This window comes from Bradyrhizobium sp. 155 (genome assembly GCF_023101105.1).
Taxonomy (GTDB): domain Bacteria; phylum Pseudomonadota; class Alphaproteobacteria; order Rhizobiales; family Xanthobacteraceae; genus Bradyrhizobium; species Bradyrhizobium canariense_D.
The window spans coordinates 4,473,761-4,492,457 of the sequence record NZ_CP064704.1 but is presented as its reverse complement, the minus strand read 5'-3'; the positions used below and the strand labels follow the sequence as shown (position 1 = coordinate 4,492,457).

Here is an 18,697-nt window from a genome sequence, read left to right as displayed (position 1 = left end):
CTCACCCTCGCTGTCATTCCCCGCGAAGGCGGGGAATCCAGTACGCCGCAGCCTATCGGTCAATCGCTTCCGTCTCGGAGTACTGGATCGCCCGGTCGAGCCGGGCGATGACAGTCTGCTTGTGGAGGCAGAAGGGCAGCCCTACGCCGCTTTCCCCTTCGCATCCTGGATCGCGCGCCACACGCGTTCCGGCGTCAGCGGCATGTCGATGTGCTTGATGCCGTAGTCGGAGAGCGCGTCGATCACCGCGTTCACGACCGTCGACAGGCTGCCGGCGCAGCCGGCTTCGCCGCAGCCTTTGCTGCCGAGCGGATTGGCCGTGGCCGGCACCGGGTGGTCGCCGACCGTCATGTTCGGAACGTCCTCGGCGCGCGGCAGAGCGTAGTCCATCAGCGAGCCCGTGATCGGCTGGCCGCTCTCGTCGTAGCGGACGTGCTCCATGAGAGCTTGGCCAATGCCCTGGACGACGCCGCCATGGAGCTGGCCTGCGACCAGCAGCGGGTTGATCACCGTGCCGAAATCGTTGACCGCGCTGTAGCGCACGATCTGCACGACGCCGGTCTCAGGGTCGATCTCGACCTCGGCGACATGGCAGCCGTTCGGGAAGGCTGACGGCACCGGTTCGCTGGTGTGATCGACGTCGAGGCTGTCGGGCACGCCCTCCGGCATCTTGCCGTCGTGCAGGCGCTTGGCGAGCTCCATGATGTCGATGCTGCGGTCGGTGCCGGCGATCGTAAAACTGCCGCCTTCGAATTCGATGTCGGCTTCGGATGCCTCCAGCATGTGCGCGGCGGCGCGCTTGCCCTTTTCGATCACGAGCTTGGCGGCGCCCACGATCGCCATGCCGGTCGCGGTGATCGAGCGCGAGCCACCGGTGCCGTTGCCGGTGTGGACGATGTCGCTGTCGCCCTGCACCAGCTTGACGCTGTCGAAGGGAACGCCGAGCTGCTGGCAGAGGACCTGCGCGAATGCGGATGCGTGGCCCTGACCGTAATCGAGCGTCCCGGTGATGAGCTGCACCGAGCCATCGGGATCGAACACGATCTTGCCGAGCTCGACGCCGGGAGGTGCGGTCACCTCCAGATAGGAGCCGACGGCGATGCCACGCAGCTTGCCGGACTTCTTGCTCTCCTTCTTGCGCTTGGCAAAATTCTCGTGGTCGGAGATTTCGAGGGCCTTGTTGAAGACGGCCTGGAAGTCGCCGCTGTCATAGGTGACGCCGGAGGACGCGGCGAACGGCATCTGGTTCTGCTTGATGAAGTTGCGCTTCCGCAGGGTCAGCCGGTTGATGCCCATCTCGTCCGCGGCGCGGTCGATTAGCCGCTCCATGTAGTAGTTGGCCTCGGGCCGGCCGGCGCCGCGATAGGCGCCCATCAACGTGGTGTTGGTCAGCACCGTCTTGATGTCGACGGCCATCAGCGGCGTGCGATAGACGCTGGAAAAGTTCTTGCTGGTGTTGAGCGAGAGCGGGCTGGGCGCAACGCCGGTGATGTAGGCACCGAGATTGCCGTAGCCCGAGAGCTTGGCGGCGAGGAAATGCCCCTCGGCATCCAGCGCGAGTTCGGCGTGAATTTTCTGCGCACGGCCGTGGCTGTCGGACAAGAAGCTGGTCGAGCGTTCGTCCAGCCATTTCACCGGCCGTCCCAGCGTCTTTGCCGCGTACAGGATGCACATGTATTCGGGGTAATTGATGTTCTTCATGCCGAAGGAGCCGCCGACATTGGCGGTGAGAATGCGCACATTTTCGTTCGGCACTTTCAGGTTCTTGGCGAGATTGGCACGGTTGCCTGCCACCCCCTGCGTGGGCACCTGAAGAGTGTAGCGCTCGGTCTTCTTGTCATAGGAGGCAAGGCCAACGCGTGGCTCCATCGAGACCACGGCGACGCGGGTGTTCTCGATGTCGACCTTGGTCACGTGAGCAGCACTGGCGAAGGCCGCGTTGACCTTGTCGGTGTCGCCATAGTGGTAGTCGAGCGCGACATTGTTCGGGATGTGGTCGTAGAGCTGCGGCGCGCCGGGTTTTGCGGCTTCCTCGGGATCGGTCACCGCCGGCAGCGGCTCGATGTCGAGTTCGACCGCCTCGGCCGCGTCGCGCGCCTGGGCCAGCGTCTCCGCCACCACGAAGGCGACGGGATCGCCGACGAAGCGGACCTTGTCGGTTGCGAGCGGCTGGCGGTTGGTCTGGAGCAGGGGCGAGCCGTCACGGCTCTTCAGCGGCAGGCCGCAGGTGAAGGGGCCGTAGCCGGCCGCATCGAGGTCTTTGCCGGTCCACACCCCGAGCACGCCCGGCATTGCTCTGGCTGCATCGATGTTGATGCCGCGAATGACGCCATGGGCATGGGTCGAGCGAACGATCACGGCATGGGCCTGGCCGGGCAGGTTGAAATCGTCGGTGTAGCGGCCCTTGCCGCGCACCAGGGTATCGTCCTCCTTGCGGCGGACCGGCTGCCCGACGCCATATTTTTGCAGTGCAATAGCGTTTTCGAGCGTGGAGGATTTGGTCTGTTCTTGCATGGAATTGACCTGAAAAGCCGGCAAATGCGCGGTTTGGGGGGCGCCTGGGGTCCGGACCCCTCAAAAATAACCCACCGGCCCGCTCACGACAACGCACGAATGGGCATGGTCCCATGTGATGCGTTGTTGCGCAGGATTGGTGCGCTGCTAATGTTTCAGGCGAAAAAGCAATTCCAGATCGGCCTAACCGGCCGCGGAAAGACAGTTTGTATGAATGACCACACGCGGCTCCGCGACGGCCTTGCGCCGCACGGTGAGCTGGGGTCGATGGCGGCGGCGTTCGCCACTGAACCGGCCGTCGGCGCGCAAGCGCCGGGAACCGGCGTCTACGCGGCGCTCGACCTCGGCACCAACAATTGCAGGCTCCTGATCGCCTGTCCGACCCACGACGGCTTTCGCGTGGTCGATTCCTTCTCGCGCATCATCCGGCTCGGCGAGGGCGTCTCGGCAACCGGGTGCATCAGCGAGGCCGCGATCGAACGCGCCATCGTGGCGCTTGGCATCTGCCGCGACAAGATCAACCTGCGCAAAGCGCGGCGGCTGCGGCTGATCGCCACCGAAGCGTGCCGCGCCGCCTCGAATGCCGAAGGCTTTCGCAGCCGCGTCGCTGCCGAGACCGGGATCGAGCTCGAGGTAATCGACCGCGAGACCGAGGCGGCGCTTGCCGTGCTCGGCTGCTCGCCGCTGGTCGATCCCAGGGGGCGCGGCGCAATCCTGTTCGACATCGGCGGCGGCTCGACTGAGCTGGTACGGATCGAGCGCGACGCCGCAAATCCGGAGCCGCGCATCAAAGCCTGGATGTCGATCCCGTTCGGTGTGGTCACGCTTGCCGAGCAGTTCGGGGGCCGCGACGTGACGCCCGAGATCTACGCCGCGATGGAGCGCGAGGTCGCCCATCACATCGCGCCGTTCGCCGAACAGCATGGCGGCGATCTCACTGATATGCATCTGCTCGGCACGTCAGGCACTGTGACGACGCTCGCCGGCATCCATCTCAACCTCGCGCGCTACGACCGCCGCCGCATCGACAGCGTCTGGATGAACGATACCGACGTCACCGCGACCATTAACAAGCTGCTTGGCATGAGCTACGAGGAGCGCGCCGCGAACAGCTGCATTAGCGTTGAGCGCGCCGATCTCGTCCTGGCCGGCTGCGCCATCCTCGACGCGATCCGCCGCGCCTTTCCGCTGCCACGCCTGCGCGTCGCCGACCGGGGCTTGCGCGAAGGCATGCTGGTCGAGATGATGCGCGAAGACGGCGCGCTCAGGAGCTGGTGAGATGGTCAAGGACACCACCGGCCGTTTGCACGTCCAGGTCAAGACCCACGGCAAGCGCAAATTGTCGTCGAAGCTCTGGCTGGAGCGGCAGCTCAACGATCCCTATGTGGTGAAGGCGAAGGCGCTGGGCTATCGCTCGCGCGCCGCGTTCAAGCTGCTCGAGATCGATGACAAATATCGGCTGCTGAAGCACGGCATGGCTGTGGTCGATCTCGGCGCCGCGCCGGGCGGCTGGAGCCAGATTGCCGCCAAGCGCGTCGGCTCGGTCGACGGCAAGGGCAAGGTCATCGCGATCGACCTGCTCGAAATCCCCGAGATTGCCGGCGTCGAGTTCGCGCAGCTCGACTTCATGGACAATGACGCGCCGGACAAGCTCAAGGCCATGCTCGACGGCGGCGCCGACATTGTCATGTCCGACATGGCTGCCAACACCACCGGTCATCGCAAGACCGACCAGCTTCGCATCGTCGGCCTGATCGAGACCGCTGCCGCGTTCGCCTGCGATGTGCTGAGGCCGGGCGGGACCTTCCTGGCGAAGGCGTTCCAGAGTGGCGCCGACGCCGAACTGCTCGCCCAGCTCAAGCGCGATTTCGCCACGGTGCGTCACGTCAAGCCGGCCGCAAGCCGTGCGGATTCCTCGGAGCGCTACGTTCTCGCGACGGGATTTCGGGGGGCTCGCAACGACGAGGTGGAGCACTAGCCCAGCCGCTGATCCCGCACATCCTGCGTATCCTCGGTCGCCGCCTTGACGGCCGCCTTGGCCGCGCCCTTGCCGGCACCTTTGCGGCTCGCGATCTCCACCGCTTTGCGGCCGGAAACTTCGTGGCCGGCATCGGCGGGCATCTGCCAGAAGAACCAGCTCGACGCCGCCGAAGTCAGGGCGATCACGAGAAAGGCCGGCGCAAACACGGTGGCGTCGAGCTCGCTGACGTGGCTGAACCACATTGTCGTCTCCACGGAGGCGGCGCCGACCGCGACGCCGGCCGAGACCGCGAGCTGCTGGTTGACGCTGACGAGCGTGGTGGCGCGGCTCATCTGCGCCTGCTCGACCTCGGCATAGGCCACCGTGTTGATCGCGGTGAACTCGAGCGAACGGAAGAAGCCGCCGACCACCAGGATGATCATGATGATCAGCAGGGGCGTCGTCACGGTGAAGAGGGCACAGGCGGCCAGGAAAACCGCACTGATGATCGCGTTCACCGTCATCAGGTTGCGGAAGCCGAAGGCGCGGATGATGCGCGCGGCCAGCGCCTTCATGCCCATGGCGCCGAGCGAGGAGCCAAACGTGACGAGGCCGGACTTGAACGGCGAGAGGCCGAATCCGATCTGCATCAGCAGTGGCAGCAGGAACGGTAGCGCGCCGATGCCGAGCCGAAACATGAAGCCGCCGAGAACGGCCGCGCGCAGTGTCGGCAGCCTCAGCAGCGTAAAGTCCAGCACCGGCGACCCCGTTCGCCGCGCGTGAAGGACATACAGCGACATCGAGATCGATCCGCCGACGACCAGGGCAGCAACCGTGCTCCATGGCAGCAGATTGAGTCCGGCGACCGACAGCCCGAAGGCGATGCCGGCGAGCCCGAGGCCCGCGAGCACCATGCCGTAGAGGTCGAACGGCTCTCGTTCCTCGCTTTTGATGGGATCGATGAAGCGCAAGGCCATGAAGATGCCGAGCAGCCCGATCGGGATGTTGATCAGGAAGATCCAGTGCCATGACGCGTAGGTGGTGATGAAGCCGCCGAGCGGCGGCCCGATCACGGGGCCGATCAGGGCAGGGACCGTCACCCACGCCATCGCGTTGACCAGCGCGCTCTTGTCGACCGACCGCAGCAGCACGAGGCGCCCGACCGGCGTCATCATTGCCCCGCCCATGCCTTGGAGGATGCGCGCGAACACGAAATCGGTGACCGATGTCGAGAGCGCGCAGCCGACCGAGCCGACCATGAACACGCCGACGGCAATCGCAAACACCAGGCGCGCGCCGAACCGGTCGGCGGTCCAGCCGCTCGCCGGGATGAAGACCGCAAGCGACAGCAGATAGGAAGTGATCGCGAGCTTGAGCGTCAGTGGGCTGGTGCCGATGTCGGCCGCAATCGCGGGCAGCGACGTGGCGATCACCGTCGAGTCCATGTTCTCCATGAAGAGAGCAGTGGCTACGATCAGCGGAATGATGCGTTGCTTGTCGACCATGACGGATTGGTAATGGACATCGGGAACGAAGGGCGAGAATTGCGGCTTATCACCGCCACTGGGCCGCGACCATTGCGGATCGACGCATAGCACCTAAATCCCGCGTGACCCCAAGCGGGTGCGCCCTGCGCCGGAGATCGATGATCTGCCGTTCGCCAGTACGTGCCGCCGCGAAGGCTATCCGCCGCCGAACTTGCCCAAAAAAGCCTGTGCATGGCTGGCCGGCGGTCCGAATTGCTTTGATTCGTCGCCCGCCCGTGCTATCGACCCGCGTCAACCCCACCGATGGGCTCCGATTCTCCGGCGTTGCCGCAAGGTACGCCGAGGGCGGCGCTCATCCATAGCTATTTGCGGCAGGGCCGCGGAAGGAGTTGGCACATGGCCACGGTGCAACAAGGCATTCGCGAAGCCCTCACGTTCGACGACGTGCTGCTGAAGCCGGGCCTGTCGGACGTCATGCCGGGCGAGGTCGACATCCGCTCCCGCGTCACCCGCGCCATTCCGCTCAACATCCCGATCATGGCCTCCGCCATGGACACGGTCACCGAAGCCCGCATGGCGATCGCCATGGCGCAGGCCGGCGGCATCGGCGTCATCCATCGCAATTTCGATCCCGAAGGGCAGGCTGCCCAGGTGCGGCAGGTCAAGCGCTACGAGTCGGGCATGGTGGTGAACCCGCTCACGATCAGCCCGGACGCCACGCTGGACGACGCGCTCAAGCTGATGAGCGATCACGGCATCTCCGGCATTCCCGTCGTCACCGGTGCGGGCAAGTCCACGCCGGGCAAGCTGGTCGGCATTCTCACCAACCGCGACGTCCGCTTCGCCACCGACCGCCAGCAAAAAATCTCCGAGCTGATGACCCATGAAGGTCTCGTCACGGTGCGCGAGAATGTCAGCCAGGACGAGGCGCGGCGGATGCTGCATCAGCATCGCATCGAGAAGCTGCTTGTGGTCGACGAGCAGTATCGCTGCGTCGGCCTGGTCACCGTGAAGGACATGGAGAAGGCGGTCGCCCATCCGCTGGCCTGCAAGGACGCGCAGGGCCGCCTCCGCGTCGCCGCCGCCACCACGGTCGGCGATAGCGGCTTCGAGCGCACCGAGCGGCTGATCGATGCCGGCGTCGATCTCGTCGTGGTCGACACCGCGCACGGCCATTCCCGTCACGTGCTCCATGCGGTCAACCGCATCAAGCGCCTGTCCAATTCCGTGCAGGTCGTTGCCGGCAACGTCGCGACCTCGGAGGGTGCGCAGGCGCTGATCGATGCGGGCGCGGACTGCATCAAGGTCGGCATCGGCCCGGGCTCGATCTGCACCACTCGCATCGTCGCCGGCGTCGGCGTTCCCCAGCTCACCGCGATCATGGATGCGGTCGAGGCGGCGAAGAAGTCGGACATCCCCGTCATTGCCGACGGCGGCATCAAGTTTTCCGGAGACCTTGCCAAAGCGCTCGCTGCCGGTGCCGACATCGCGATGGTCGGCTCGCTGCTCGCCGGCACCGACGAGACGCCCGGTGAAGTGTTCTTGTGGCAGGGCCGCTCCTACAAGGCCTATCGCGGCATGGGCTCGGTCGGCGCGATGGCGCGCGGCTCGGCCGACCGCTACTTCCAGCAGGACATCAAGGACACGCTCAAGCTCGTGCCCGAAGGCATCGAGGGCCAGGTGCCCTACAAGGGCCCGGTCGGCAACGTCATGCACCAGCTCGCCGGCGGCCTGCGCGCCGCGATGGGCTATGTCGGTGCAAAGGACATGAAGGACCTGCACGACAAGGCCCAGTTCGTCCGCATCACCGGCGCGGGCCTGCGCGAAAGCCACGTCCACGACGTCACCATCACGCGCGAGGCGCCGAACTATCCGGGCGGGGGTTAGGCTCGCGGCTGCGCGTTGGAATTGCCCAAATGACGGTGTCATGCCCCGCGAAGGCGGGGCATCCACTACGCCGCGGCCTTTCGGCTCTACCACGACCCTCTCGGATTACTGGATCGCCCGCGGGCGATGACAGCGAGAGTGTGCTTTTGTGTTGACGTGCTCCGCTCCCTCCGCTTCCGTTCGCGCCGAAGCATAATCACGAGGAAGCCATCATGTCCCAAGGCAAACGCATCGTTCTCGCCGCGCGTCCCGTCGGGGAGCCAAAGCCGTCCGATTTCCGCATCGAGGAATTCGCGGTTCCTACGCCTGCCGCAGGCGAAGTCCTGCTGCGCACGATCTGGCTCTCGCTCGATCCCTATATGCGCGGGCGCATGAGCGACGGTCCGTCCTACGCGACGCCGGTGCCCGTCGGTGGTGTGATGGAAGCCGGTACGGTCTGCGAGGTCGCAGCCTCCAACAATCCAAACTTTGCCAAGGGTGACATCGTGCTCTCGCGCGCGGGCTGGCAGACGCACGCGATCTCCGACGGCAAGGGGCTGAACAAGATCGACCCGAAGCTCGCGCCGATCTCGACGGCCGTCGGCGTGCTGGGCATGCCCGGCATGACCGCCTACACGGGCCTGCTCGATATCGGCAAGCCGCAGCAAGGCGAGACCGTCGTCGTCGCCGGCGCCTCCGGCGCGGTCGGCTCGGCCGTGGGACAGATCGCGAAGATCAAGGGCGCACGCGCGGTTGGAATCGCCGGCGGCAAGGACAAATGCGATTACGTCGTGAAGGAGCTCGGCTTCGATGCCTGCATCGATCACCGCGATCCCGATCTGGCCGCGAAGCTGAAGGACGCCTGCCCGAAGGGCATCGACGTCTATTTCGAGAATGTCGGCGGCGCCGTGTTCGAGGCGGTGTTCCCGCTGCTCAATGCGTTTGCGCGCGTACCCGTCTGCGGCCTCATCGCCCACTACAATGACACTGAAGCGAAGCCGCCGAAATGGGCCGCCAGCATGATGCGCGCGACCCTGACCAAGCGGCTGACCTTCCGCGGCTTCATCGTCTCCGACTTCGCCTCCCGCCATGGCGACTTCCTGCGCGACATGTCCGGCTGGGTCCGCGAGGGCAAGGTCAAGTACAAGGAGTTCGTCACCGAGGGCCTGGAGAGCGCGCCCGAAGCCTTCATGGGGCTTCTCAAGGGGGCCAATTTCGGCAAGCAGCTGGTGCGGGTCGGGCCGGACAAAGCTTGATCGGCCGCTCTCGCCCCCTCGGGGGCCGGGTATGGTTAACAAAGAGTGACTGATCGGCCACACCCGCCCGTAAAAGCCGCAGGTGTGACCGTCGGTTCATTGACGGGCTCGCGAAGGCATTGAATCATTGCGCATATTTCAGGTGCGATGATGTTAGAGCTTGTTGTTTTCTGCGTAATCCTGCTGGCTGCCGGTTATTGGGCGACCATGTTTGTCATGGGCCGTCGCGACGACGTCATCCATGGCAAGTTCGTCCATACCGAGGACGTGTTCGCGCAATCCGCGATGCCCACACCCACGCCGCCATTCCCCAAGCGCCCGGTCAATGCCGCGCGGCCTGCCAATGTTCTGCCCGCCAATACCGGGGCCAAACCGGTGAACAGCGACGCGCTGCAGTCCTTGCTTGCCGCGATCCAGCAGGATCTCAAAAGCGTCGCTTGAGCCGCGACTGGCGGCGCTAATGCGCACCGCCCATCTGGGCGAGCAGCTCCTCGATATCGATATCGACCTGGCCCGCGGCCCTGACGTGGCGAACCTCGAAGCCGTCGGGCTGGAAGCGGTACTCCACGAGCCCGACCTCCTTGATCGCGATCCGGTCCTGGCGCGCATCGTTGATCTTGAAGCCGGCCGACGGCGCCCAGACGTGGCGGGTGTGGCGCCAGGTAAAGTCGCGCCGCTGGTGCACGTGACCGCTGGCGATGAGGCGCAGGTCGACATGTGCAAACATCTCGATCAGCCGCGCGCGGGCCGGCTGCGGCACATAGCGGATCGACGTCTCCGGCGTCTCGGGGTCGTCGGGCCCGTTGAGAAATACCGGCTTGTGTACGAACAGCGCGACCGGCTTGCCGTTCGTGCGCGAAACTTCCGAAGCAAGCCAATCGAACTGCTCGGCCTCGAAGGCGAGCCCTGAGTTCATCACCAGCGAGTTGAGGCCGAGGAAGCACCAGCCCGCGGCCTCGAACGACCAATGGTCCTCGCCGATGATCTCGCGGAATTGCTGACGATGCGCTTCCGCGACCGGCGGCTTCGGCGCAGGGCCGATCGCGGTCGGATTGTCGCCAATGTCGTGATTGCCGGGGATGTAGCGGCAGGCGACGGGCAGGGCATCGTGCAGGCCCTTGGCGAATTCGACATCGTCGCGGCTGGTCGGCCCGTCGAACGAGACGTCGCCGGTGTTGACAACGAGATCGGGCCTATCGGTGTCGATATGCTCGCTGAGCGCCTGGAAGTTGGCGATCAGGCCAGGGAAGCGCCGGCCAAGATGGGCGTCGGAGATCTGTGTCAGGCGAAATTCGGACATGGATCGATCATAGGCCACGCCCGACGTCGGAACGATGACGGCGCGTCCGCGGTCAGCGATCGAACAAAGTTTAAAGCACGCGATAGCGGATTGTGTAGGCGTCCTGCGGCGCGACCGGGCTTGCCAGCGGCGAGGCGATGCGGTCGGCGAGGTGCCAAGGGCCGAACTGAGGGCCGAACTGAGGGCCGAACTGAGCGCCGGACTGTTCGGAGCGATGCGGCTCGGCCGGCAGGCGGAGGCGGAATTCGAAGGTGCCCTTGCCGGGCAGGTTCACGACCAGCACGCGGTCCGCAGTGCGGTGGTTGAGCGGTACCGCGCCACGCAGCACGGAGCGGCCATCACCGAGCTCCCGCACGCCCTCGACCAGTGCCAGCGTCTGGTTGCGCTCGGTATGCAGCTCGATCTGGGTGTCGGACACCGCCGCCAAGGTCTCCTTGGGCATGCGGATCTCGAACTCGACCGCGGGTTTCGAGGGATTGAGGCCGAGATAGGCCAGCGCGGCATGGCGCATGTCGTAGGCGGCAAACGCAAACAGAGCGAGGAGGGCGAGCGCAGCGAGGCCATGCCTGAGGACATCGCGCCAGGTCCGATAGCTCATTCGGAAGTAGACCGTCATCGCCAGCGCCACCGCAAGCGCGGTCGCGATGCCTGCCAGCGCCGACATCAGGATGCCGAACTGCCCGTCGGCTGACTCGGTCAAAGTGCCGGTCAGGCTGCCGATCTGGCTGAAGAGGGTGTTCATGGCGGTATCTCGCCTTGCGCCCCGAGGGGCCAAAATCGCTTTAACTGTCGACAGTTGGTCGCCTCATCGGGAACGCCGGTTCAACTCGTTGATTGTCAGGACCAGCGGTGACCGCTAATGGACGCTAGCTGTGCCTTCCGCCGGATGGGAAAATCCCGAGAAATTTCGATGTCCATTCAAATGGTTTTGCTGCCGGTCTTCGTGCAGGTCGGTCTCACCTTCGCGCTCCTGATCGCCATGGCGCTGGGACGCCGGCGCGCGCTCGTCTCCGGCGAGACCAAGAGCCGTGACATTGCGCTCGGCGAGCCCAACTGGCCCAAGGGCGCCACACAAATCGCCAATTGCTACCGCAACCAGTTCGAATTGCCGGTGCTGTTCTACGCCCTGATCGCGCTGGCGCTCCCGTTGCGCCATGCCGATCTCTTCATCGTGCTGATGTCCTGGGTGTTCGTGGTGACGCGCTTCGTCCATGCCGGAATCTTCGTCTCCTCCAACAATCTCGGGCGCCGCTCCACGATCTGGCTCGCCGGCGTGCTCGTGCTGCTCGCGATGTGGATCTACTTCGCACTGAAGATGCTCTTGTTGATCTGACGGTTAGCCGTCGGATTTGATCTGAAAGATTCAAATGACTCCCGCTGCCCGGCTGTCCGCAGCCATCGAACTGATCGACACCATCGAGAAAGACCGCGTGCCCGCGGCCAAGGCGCTGAAAGAATGGGGCACCGCGCACCGCTTCGCCGGATCCGGCGACCGCGCCGCCATTGCCGGCCTCGTCTGGGACGTGCTGCGCCGCTATGCTTCGAGCGCCTACCTGATGGATTCGGACACCGCGCGTGCTCGGCTGATCGGCATGCTCCGCCTCGAGCGCAACATGGACGCGGCGACCATGGCCGCGCTGTTCGACGGCAGCCGCTTTGCCCCCGCGCCGTTGACCGAGGCCGAGCAGGCCGCGCTCGCCTCGCGGTCGCTTGAAGGTGCCCCGGCCGCGATCGCCGGTGACTATCCGGAATGGCTGGATCCGTATTTGGCAAAAGCGTTCGGCGACGAACGCGTCGCGGAGGCGGCCGCGATGGCGAGCCGGGCGCCGCTCGACCTGCGCGTCAACACGTTAAAATCCAATCGCGACAAGACGCTGGGGGCGCTTGCTCACCTTCATGCGAAACCGACGCGTTGGTCCGCAACCGGCCTGCGCATCGAGCTTTCGGCCGATGCGCGCAACCCCGGCATCCAGGCCGAAGAGGATTTCATCAAGGGCGCCATTGAAGTGCAGGATGAGGGGTCACAGCTTGCGGCTGCCTTGACCGCGGCAAAACCCGGCGAGCAGGTGATCGATCTCTGTGCGGGGGCCGGCGGCAAGACGCTGGCGCTCGCCGCGATGATGCAGGGCAAGGGCCGGCTGATCGCGACCGACAGCGACAAGCGGCAACTTGCGCCCATTCACGAACGCCTGTCGCGCGCCGGCGTCCACAATGCCGATGTGCGCACGCCCAAGGGCGAGGCCGATCCGCTGGCGGAGATCAGCGCGACCGCCGACCTCGTCGTGATCGACGCGCCCTGCACGGGAACCGGAACCTGGCGCCGCAATCCGGATGCCAAATGGCGCATGCGTCCGGGCGCGCTGGAGTTTCGCTTGCGGGACCAGACCGCGGTGCTCGATCGCGCGGTTCCGCTGCTCAAGGCCGGCGGCCGCATCGCCTACATCACCTGCTCGGTGCTCTCAGAGGAGAACGGCGAACAGGTGAGGGCGTTCACCGCCCGCCATCCCGAGTTCGCTGTGGTGCCGCCCGAGCAGACCGCGAGCGTGCTCTGGGACAAGGCCGAGGAGTTTGCGCAAGCCGCGCTGCAATCGCCGGAAGGCTGGCTGATGACGCCGCGGCGGACGGGGACGGACGGGTTCTTCGTCTCGGTCTTGAAGAAGGCATAGCCCACCCCACGACATCGCGGATGACGCGACGCCTGTCTCACCAAACAAGAACCCCGCGAACCGGAACCCGGTCGCGGGGTTTTCTAACTCGACGTTCTGCCGGTACGTCCGTGGTCAGAACGGTGCGCGGGCTTTAGCCGACGCGGAGATTGTCAGCCGAGGACTTGCCGCTGCGACGATCGGCGACGATGTCGAACGAGACCTTCTGACCTTCGTTGAGGGTCGAGAGGCCAGCGCGCTCGACGGCGCTGATGTGCACGAACACGTCCTTGTCGCCGTCATCCGGCTGAATGAAACCAAAACCCTTTTGATTGTTGAACCACTTCACGGTGCCCATAGCCATGGGAATTTCCTTTGCTTAAGAAGTTAACACGCGGACCGGTACGCACTATTGCGCCCATAGTCCTGATCAGTCGATGTTGGAGAAATCATCTGAAGCGTGCGCGCCCGTCAGCAACGAAGCGAAGCGGCCCAGTCGTTCGGCCAAGTATCGATGATCACAATATAGCGAGATTTTGGGGCCACTTCAAGGCACCACCCGCCGCTCGGGATGTCGCCGAATTTTGCTATTTTGCGGTGCAAATTAACCCTTCCGGGGCGCCTCAATCGACGATAAACAGCGTCGCCCCCGTCGTCGTCGAGGATCGGTGCGCTGCATCGCCGAAATCCGAGACCTGGTAGCTCATCCCCGCCGTGAGCTTGAACTTGCGGCCGTCGCGCAGCTCGCTGTCGAGCTCGCCCTGCAGCACGTACAGCACGTGGCCGCGGTCGCACCAATGGTCGGCGAGATAGCCCGGCGAATATTCGACCATCCGCACCCGGAGATCGCCGATGTCGAGCGTACGCCACTTGGCTTGCCCGGTCTCGCCGGGATGGACGGTCGGCTCGACCTTGCTCCAGTCGGTGACGGTGAAAGGGGAGGTGGGGAGCTTCATGATGGTGATCCTGAGGCGGCGACGGCAGTGCCGTTACTATCGGATGCTTTCGCGGTAGTCCTCATTTTTACAGTTCTTATTGTTTTCGGCCCTTATTTTTGCCCATGCATCAGCGCGCAATCTGCCGTCACCGGCATCCTGCTTGCGATGATGACCCAGACCAGCAGCGCGGCGGCACTGATTCCCGCGCCGAGCACGCAGACGCCGGACCAGCCGGCCATCGCGTACACCATCGTCGACGCGATCGCGCCAATCGCGCTTCCGACCGAGTAGAACACCATGTAACCGCCCACCAGTCGGCTCGCCGCATCGGGCCGCACGGCGATGATCAGGCTCTGGCTCGTCACGTGCACGGCCTGGAGTCCCAGATCCAGCACGATCACGCCGGCGACGACCAGCCAGAGCGAGCTTTGCAGGCAGGCGATCGGAGCCCAGGCAGCCAGCATCAGCAGCAGTGACAGCCCGGTGGTCCGCTGGGCCCATCCGAGATCGGCAAGCCGCCCGGCATTGCGCGCCGCGAGCGCTCCGGCGAACCCGGCGACGCCGAGCAATCCGATGGTGGTATGCGACAGCGCGAAGGGAGGCGCCGAGAGCGGCAGCACGATCGACGTCCAGAACACGTTGAGATTGGCGAAGATCAGAAACGCAAACAACGCGCGCTCGCGCAGTATCGGCTCCTCGACAAACAGCGAGGCGGTTGAGCGCAACAGCGACAGATAAGAGGATCGGGCCAGCGCCGACTGCCGGCCGCGCGGCAGCACGCGCAGGAGCAGCGCCGCCATGGCCAGCATGAGGCCGGCCGAGACCAGGTAGACCATTCGCCAGCCGCCGAAATCGGCCAGCGCGCCCGAGGCGAACCGCGCCAGCAGGATGCCGGCGACGATGCCGCTCGTGACGGTGCCGATCGCGCGGCCGCGCCCGTCCGGTCTGGCCAGCGTCGCGGCAAAGGCGACGAGGACCTGGACGACGACGGCGAGCATGCCGACTAGCGCCATTCCCACAAGCAGCACGGCGGCATGCGCCGCCGTGCCGACGATGACGAGGCCGATCGCCGACAGCACGGTCTGGCCGACGATCAGGCGGCGGCGATCCCAGAGGTCGCCGAGCGGCACGATCAGGATCAGGCCGAACGCGTAGCCGATTTGGGTGAAGGTCACCACCATCCCGATCGCGGCGGGGTCGATGCCGAGATCGCGCGCCATGGCATCGAGCAGCGGCTGCGCGAAGTAGATATTGGCGACGCTCAGGCCGCAGGTCAGCGCCAGCAGCATCGCCATCCCGCGCGAGAGCCCGCGCCCGGCGGTGTCGTCGGCCTTTTCGTCGGCGTTGGTCGGTCCGGCTGTGGCGGCATCGTGGATTGTCATTGTCGTCTCCGGCACGTTCTATCTAGTCTTAAAATAAGACCAGTTGCACACCGCGCTGTCCAGTCCTATTTTAAGACCAATTTGGAGGCGGCGAATGAAGCGGACCGGTTTTGCCGAGGCTGACTGCCCGGTGGCGCGTGCACTGGACGCAGTTGGGGACATTTGGTCGCTTCTGATCGTGCGCGATGCCTTCGACGGGCTGCGTCGATTTGGCGATTTCCAGAAGAACCTCGGCATCGCCAAGGGCATGCTCACTGCGCGGCTGCACAGGCTGGTGGAGCTTGGCGTGCTCGAACTGATTCCGGCCTCCGACGGCAGCGCCTATCGGGAATATGCGCTGACCAAGAGGGGGCGCGAGCTGTTTCCAGTCGTGGTCAGCTTGCGCCAATGGGGCGAAGCGAATCTCTACGCGCGCGGCGAAGTCCATTCGGACCTGGTGGACGAGACGGGCCAGCCGGTCGGGAAGCTCGTGCTTCCGTCGCGGGCCGGCCGTCCACTGGCATGGTCCGATACCAGGGTGAGAAAGGCCGGTCTGCGCAAGCGCTGATTCGCGTCGGCCTTGGTGCGTCCTCGAGCTAGAAGCGCGACTCAGGGCACCGGATGATTCGCCGATCCCTGCACGATCTTTCCGGCCGCGTTCACCCGCAGATATTCGCAGATCCGCTTTCCCCGCTCGTTCTCGTAGAACACCACCACGCTATCAGGGCTGACGAACAATTCGATCAGCGAGAAATGCAGATTCGGCAACAGGGCGAGCGCCTTGCCCCAATAGGCGCGCAACGCATCCTTTCCGCGCACGGTGCCGCTTTCATCGAATCCCATCGCGGGGATGCGGTCCGAGGTCATCACGGTTTCCTCGTCATAGAGCGTGAGCACGCGTTCGAGCTCGCGCGCGTTCCAGGCCTCGACCCAGGTGCGGCCGAGCTCTGCAAGCGATGACGGCTGATGATGGTTTGGCATGGCGTTCTCCCTGATCGGCCCTTGGTGAGTGGCGGGCCATATAGGTCAATAATACTTACCTATATCAATTTGTCCATACCCCAAAGAAGAATGTGGGCGCGCGGCCCGCGCGGTTGCGGGAAAAGCCCCCGTCGCGTATCTGCTTGCCATGACAGCAGCACAGACCGACCGCTCCGCGTCGACGCCCTCGGTGGCCTCGGCGCATGACAAGATTCTCATCGTCGACTTCGGCAGCCAGGTGACGCAGCTCATTGCGCGTCGCGTGCGCGAGGACGGCGTCTATTGCGAAATCGTCCCGTTCAACAAGGCCGAACAAGCCTTCAACGAGATGAAGCCGAAGGCGGTGATTCTCTCCGGCGGCCCTGAATCGGTACATGAGGCGGGATCGCCCCGGGCGCCGCAAGCGATCTTCGATTCCGGCGTGCCGGTAATGGGCATCTGCTACGGCCAGATGGCCATGGCGGAGCAGCTCGGCGGCACCGTCGAGGGCGGCCATCACCGCGAATTCGGCCGCGCCGATGTGGAGGTGAAGGCGCCGAGCAAGCTGTTCGAGGACGTCTGGTCGGCAGGCGGCAAGAACCAGGTCTGGATGAGCCATGGCGACCGCATCACCAAGATGCCGCCGGGCTTCTCGGTCGCCGGCACCTCGCCGAACGCGCCGTTCGCGATCATACAGGACGAGACGCGCAAATATTACGGCCTGATGTTCCACCCGGAAGTGGTGCACACGCCCGACGGCGCCAAACTGATCCGAAATTTCGTCCGCAAGATCGCAGGCCTTTCCGGCGACTGGACCATGCGCGCCTTCCGCGAGGAGGAGATCGCGAAGATCCGCGCCCAGGTCGGCACGGGCAGGGTGCTCTGCGGCCTGTCCGGCGGAGTCGATTCCGCGGTCGCGGCCGTGCTGATCCACGAAGCGATCGGCGAGCAGCTCACCTGCGTTTTCGTCGATCACGGCATGCTGCGCCTTGACGAAGCGAAGACGGTCGTCGACCTGTTCCGCCACCACTACAACATCCCGCTCGTGCACGTGGATGCCTCGAAGCAGTTTTTGGGCGAGCTCGAAGGCGTCACCGACCCGGAAGTGAAGCGCAAGACCATCGGTCGCCTCTTCATCGAGGTGTTCGAGGCGGAGGCCAAGAAGATCGGCGGCGCTGACTTCCTGGCGCAAGGCACGCTCTATCCTGACGTGATCGAGAGCGTCTCCTTCACCGGCGGCCCGTCGGTGACGATCAAGTCGCACCACAATGTCGGCGGGCTCCCCGAGCGCATGAACATGAAGCTGGTCGAGCCCCTGCGCGAGCTGTTCAAGGACGAGGTGCGCAAGCTCGGCCGCGAGCTCGGCCTGCCCGAAATCTTCGTCGGCCGCCACCCGTTCCCGGGCCCCGGCCTCGCCATCCGCTGCCCCGGCGAGATCACCCGCGACAAGCTCGAGATCCTGCGCAAGGCGGACGCGGTCTACATCGACCAGATCAGGAAGCACGGTCTCTACGACGACATCTGGCAGGCCTTTGCCGTGCTGCTTCCTGTGAAGACCGTGGGCGTCATGGGCGACGGCCGCACCTACGACTTCGTCGTCGGCCTGCGCGCCGTCACCTCCACCGACGGCATGACCGCGGACTTCTACCAGTTCGACATGAAGTTCTTGGGCGAGACCGCGACGCGCATCATCAACGAGGTGAAGGGCGTGAACCGGGTGGTGTATGACGTGACCAGCAAGCCGCCTGGGACGATTGAGTGGGAGTAGTGCGGACGGCTGGCATCGCGCAGTTTAGCGTAGCTTCGTCGAGTCGTTCTCGCTTCCTCCAGATTGAGAATTCTACCCAAGCTTAGGTCCGACATCCATTGCTTCTTCACGGATGGAGTACTGCAGCGGGCTCCATCGTACGAAAGGTTCGAGCGCTTGAAGCCTGGCTGGCGCACCGACAGGCTTTGGCGCAAAAAGGACCAACTATTATCCGCCTCAATCGCTTGGCGGGAGCTATAGCTCGAATTGGCTAATGATAAGCTGGAGCGAAAGTTGGAATGGTTCAATTGGCTAGGAGCCGGCGTTTGCGCCGGCACAGCAGCCTCTTAAGAGTGCGTGGAGAAAGTCGCTGGCATGGTCATAACGCGCGTCACCATCGGTGATTTGACGGGCGCGCGGCTCCATTATGCGGCCAACGGTTTCGAAGCCGAGCAGGTCAACTCTGTTCGACCATTGTTGCAATAAGCTTTCAGGAATGTCTTCCGCAGATCCGAACAGCTTCAAAAGGCAATGTTCGCCCTCGTGTTTGTGGTCGTGATGAGCTTTCGCAGCATAGAAGGCGAACAACCCACGAAAGGCATCACGGGAAACGGCAGGTTTTGCCATCACAATGTCCCCCGAAAGCATTGAGTTCTCAATGAT

At 64.6% G+C, this 18,697-nt stretch carries 18 protein-coding genes; 9 read left to right on the top strand and 9 right to left on the bottom strand.

The features are described 5' to 3' along the window. Nucleotides 1-141 precede the first annotated feature (141 nt). The gene (locus IVA93_RS22025; protein WP_247369248.1) at nucleotides 142-2,514 is read right to left on the bottom strand and encodes a xanthine dehydrogenase family protein molybdopterin-binding subunit; all 2,373 of its coding nucleotides are present in this window, start codon (nucleotides 2,512-2,514) and stop codon (nucleotides 142-144) included. A 210-nt stretch (nucleotides 2,515-2,724) separates the two neighbouring features. Between IVA93_RS22025 and IVA93_RS22020 the strand changes: the two genes are divergently transcribed. Both IVA93_RS22020 and IVA93_RS22015 read left to right on the top strand, forming a co-directional pair. After that, nucleotides 2,725-3,792, top strand: coding sequence for a Ppx/GppA phosphatase family protein (locus tag IVA93_RS22020; protein WP_026233757.1), 1,068 nt, complete (start codon nucleotides 2,725-2,727; stop codon nucleotides 3,790-3,792). Nucleotide 3,793: 1 nt separating this feature from the next. Then, nucleotides 3,794-4,492, top strand: coding sequence for an RlmE family RNA methyltransferase (locus tag IVA93_RS22015; protein ID WP_018459201.1), 699 nt, complete (start codon nucleotides 3,794-3,796; stop codon nucleotides 4,490-4,492). Here the strand turns inward: IVA93_RS22015 and IVA93_RS22010 are convergent. Then, the gene (locus IVA93_RS22010; protein WP_085362189.1) at nucleotides 4,489-5,979 is read right to left on the bottom strand and encodes an MFS transporter; all 1,491 of its coding nucleotides are present in this window, start codon (nucleotides 5,977-5,979) and stop codon (nucleotides 4,489-4,491) included. The genes IVA93_RS22015 and IVA93_RS22010 overlap by 4 nt on opposite strands. A 378-nt stretch (nucleotides 5,980-6,357) precedes the next feature. On the opposite strand from IVA93_RS22010, the gene guaB reads away from it, so the two are divergent. The 3 genes from guaB (at nucleotide 6,358) to IVA93_RS21995 (ending at nucleotide 9,524) form a co-directional block, all read left to right on the top strand. Next, complete coding sequence (guaB, locus tag IVA93_RS22005; RefSeq protein ID WP_007609139.1) at nucleotides 6,358-7,848, top strand: IMP dehydrogenase; 1,491 nt, start codon at nucleotides 6,358-6,360, stop codon at nucleotides 7,846-7,848. A 212-nt stretch (nucleotides 7,849-8,060) separates the two neighbouring features. Further along, nucleotides 8,061-9,083, top strand: a complete 1,023-nt coding sequence (gene curA, locus IVA93_RS22000; RefSeq protein WP_085352852.1) for an NADPH-dependent curcumin/dihydrocurcumin reductase — start codon at nucleotides 8,061-8,063, stop codon at nucleotides 9,081-9,083. A gap of 150 nt (nucleotides 9,084-9,233) precedes the next feature. Then, on the top strand, nucleotides 9,234-9,524 hold the full coding sequence (locus IVA93_RS21995) for a hypothetical protein (protein WP_026233756.1): 291 nt from the start codon (nucleotides 9,234-9,236) through the stop codon (nucleotides 9,522-9,524). Nucleotides 9,525-9,540: 16 nt separating this feature from the next. On the opposite strand, the gene IVA93_RS21990 is transcribed toward IVA93_RS21995, so the two are convergent. After that, the gene (locus IVA93_RS21990; RefSeq protein WP_085352853.1) at nucleotides 9,541-10,383 is read right to left on the bottom strand and encodes a metallophosphoesterase family protein; all 843 of its coding nucleotides are present in this window, start codon (nucleotides 10,381-10,383) and stop codon (nucleotides 9,541-9,543) included. A 70-nt stretch (nucleotides 10,384-10,453) separates the two neighbouring features. Next, nucleotides 10,454-11,125 (bottom strand): acriflavin resistance protein, encoded by a 672-nt coding sequence (locus IVA93_RS21985; RefSeq protein WP_085352854.1) that lies wholly within the window; start codon nucleotides 11,123-11,125, stop codon nucleotides 10,454-10,456. A 168-nt stretch (nucleotides 11,126-11,293) separates the two neighbouring features. Between IVA93_RS21985 and IVA93_RS21980 the strand changes: the two genes are divergently transcribed. Next, nucleotides 11,294-11,716 (top strand): MAPEG family protein, encoded by a 423-nt coding sequence (locus tag IVA93_RS21980; RefSeq protein ID WP_026233755.1) that lies wholly within the window; start codon nucleotides 11,294-11,296, stop codon nucleotides 11,714-11,716. A 34-nt stretch (nucleotides 11,717-11,750) separates the two neighbouring features. Then, complete coding sequence (locus IVA93_RS21975) at nucleotides 11,751-13,049, top strand: RsmB/NOP family class I SAM-dependent RNA methyltransferase (protein ID WP_247369255.1); 1,299 nt, start codon at nucleotides 11,751-11,753, stop codon at nucleotides 13,047-13,049. Nucleotides 13,050-13,182: 133 nt separating this feature from the next. Here IVA93_RS21975 and IVA93_RS21970 read toward each other — a convergent pair whose 3' ends face one another. From IVA93_RS21970 to IVA93_RS21960, 3 genes are all read right to left on the bottom strand, one after another. Continuing rightward, nucleotides 13,183-13,392, bottom strand: a complete 210-nt coding sequence (locus IVA93_RS21970) for a cold-shock protein (protein WP_007592195.1) — start codon at nucleotides 13,390-13,392, stop codon at nucleotides 13,183-13,185. Between the two features lie 259 nt (nucleotides 13,393-13,651). Further along, entirely contained in the window at nucleotides 13,652-13,984 is a 333-nt protein-coding gene (locus IVA93_RS21965) for a DHCW motif cupin fold protein (RefSeq protein WP_085362172.1), read from the bottom strand. 92 nt (nucleotides 13,985-14,076) lie between these two features. Beyond that, nucleotides 14,077-15,348: an MFS transporter gene (locus tag IVA93_RS21960; protein ID WP_377790333.1), complete on the bottom strand. Its 1,272-nt coding sequence runs from the start codon at nucleotides 15,346-15,348 to the stop codon at nucleotides 14,077-14,079. A gap of 94 nt (nucleotides 15,349-15,442) precedes the next feature. On the opposite strand from IVA93_RS21960, the gene IVA93_RS21955 reads away from it, so the two are divergent. After that, complete coding sequence (locus IVA93_RS21955; protein WP_018459192.1) at nucleotides 15,443-15,895, top strand: winged helix-turn-helix transcriptional regulator; 453 nt, start codon at nucleotides 15,443-15,445, stop codon at nucleotides 15,893-15,895. Nucleotides 15,896-15,936: 41 nt separating this feature from the next. Here the strand turns inward: IVA93_RS21955 and IVA93_RS21950 are convergent, their stop codons facing one another. Further along, complete coding sequence (locus tag IVA93_RS21950) at nucleotides 15,937-16,308, bottom strand: nuclear transport factor 2 family protein (RefSeq protein ID WP_085352858.1); 372 nt, start codon at nucleotides 16,306-16,308, stop codon at nucleotides 15,937-15,939. A gap of 148 nt (nucleotides 16,309-16,456) precedes the next feature. Here IVA93_RS21950 and guaA point away from each other — a divergent pair, with 148 nt between their 5' ends. Beyond that, nucleotides 16,457-18,055 carry a glutamine-hydrolyzing GMP synthase gene (guaA, locus tag IVA93_RS21945; protein ID WP_247369258.1) on the top strand — a complete coding sequence of 533 codons (1,599 nt, stop codon included), beginning with the start codon at nucleotides 16,457-16,459 and terminating at the stop codon, nucleotides 18,053-18,055. Between the two features lie 291 nt (nucleotides 18,056-18,346). Here guaA and IVA93_RS21940 read toward each other — a convergent pair whose 3' ends face one another. Then, the gene (locus IVA93_RS21940; RefSeq protein ID WP_247369260.1) at nucleotides 18,347-18,661 is read right to left on the bottom strand and encodes a hypothetical protein; all 315 of its coding nucleotides are present in this window, start codon (nucleotides 18,659-18,661) and stop codon (nucleotides 18,347-18,349) included. Between the last annotated feature and the right edge of the window lie 36 nt (nucleotides 18,662-18,697).

Bases quoted from the DNA above. Each gene is read 5' to 3' on its own strand.
- guaB (WP_007609139.1), top strand. From the start codon at position 6,358: ATGGCCACGGTGCAACAAGGCATTCGCGAAGCCCTCACGTTCGACGAC.
- IVA93_RS22025 (WP_247369248.1), bottom strand. From the start codon at position 2,514: ATGCAAGAACAGACCAAATCCTCCACGCTCGAAAACGCTATTGCACTG.
- IVA93_RS21985 (WP_085352854.1), bottom strand. From the start codon at position 11,125: ATGAACACCCTCTTCAGCCAGATCGGCAGCCTGACCGGCACTTTGACC.
- IVA93_RS21960 (WP_377790333.1), bottom strand. From the start codon at position 15,348: ATGACAATCCACGATGCCGCCACAGCCGGACCGACCAACGCCGACGAA.
- IVA93_RS21970 (WP_007592195.1), bottom strand. From the start codon at position 13,392: ATGGCTATGGGCACCGTGAAGTGGTTCAACAATCAAAAGGGTTTTGGT.
- guaA (WP_247369258.1), top strand. From the start codon at position 16,457: ATGACAGCAGCACAGACCGACCGCTCCGCGTCGACGCCCTCGGTGGCC.
- IVA93_RS22020 (WP_026233757.1), top strand. From the start codon at position 2,725: ATGAATGACCACACGCGGCTCCGCGACGGCCTTGCGCCGCACGGTGAG.
- IVA93_RS22015 (WP_018459201.1), top strand. From the start codon at position 3,794: ATGGTCAAGGACACCACCGGCCGTTTGCACGTCCAGGTCAAGACCCAC.
- IVA93_RS21995 (WP_026233756.1), top strand. From the start codon at position 9,234: ATGTTAGAGCTTGTTGTTTTCTGCGTAATCCTGCTGGCTGCCGGTTAT.
- IVA93_RS21965 (WP_085362172.1), bottom strand. From the start codon at position 13,984: ATGAAGCTCCCCACCTCCCCTTTCACCGTCACCGACTGGAGCAAGGTC.
- IVA93_RS21950 (WP_085352858.1), bottom strand. From the start codon at position 16,308: ATGCCAAACCATCATCAGCCGTCATCGCTTGCAGAGCTCGGCCGCACC.
- IVA93_RS21980 (WP_026233755.1), top strand. From the start codon at position 11,294: ATGTCCATTCAAATGGTTTTGCTGCCGGTCTTCGTGCAGGTCGGTCTC.
- IVA93_RS21975 (WP_247369255.1), top strand. From the start codon at position 11,751: ATGACTCCCGCTGCCCGGCTGTCCGCAGCCATCGAACTGATCGACACC.
- IVA93_RS21940 (WP_247369260.1), bottom strand. From the start codon at position 18,661: ATGGCAAAACCTGCCGTTTCCCGTGATGCCTTTCGTGGGTTGTTCGCC.
- IVA93_RS22010 (WP_085362189.1), bottom strand. From the start codon at position 5,979: ATGGTCGACAAGCAACGCATCATTCCGCTGATCGTAGCCACTGCTCTC.
- IVA93_RS21955 (WP_018459192.1), top strand. From the start codon at position 15,443: ATGAAGCGGACCGGTTTTGCCGAGGCTGACTGCCCGGTGGCGCGTGCA.
- curA (WP_085352852.1), top strand. From the start codon at position 8,061: ATGTCCCAAGGCAAACGCATCGTTCTCGCCGCGCGTCCCGTCGGGGAG.
- IVA93_RS21990 (WP_085352853.1), bottom strand. From the start codon at position 10,383: ATGTCCGAATTTCGCCTGACACAGATCTCCGACGCCCATCTTGGCCGG.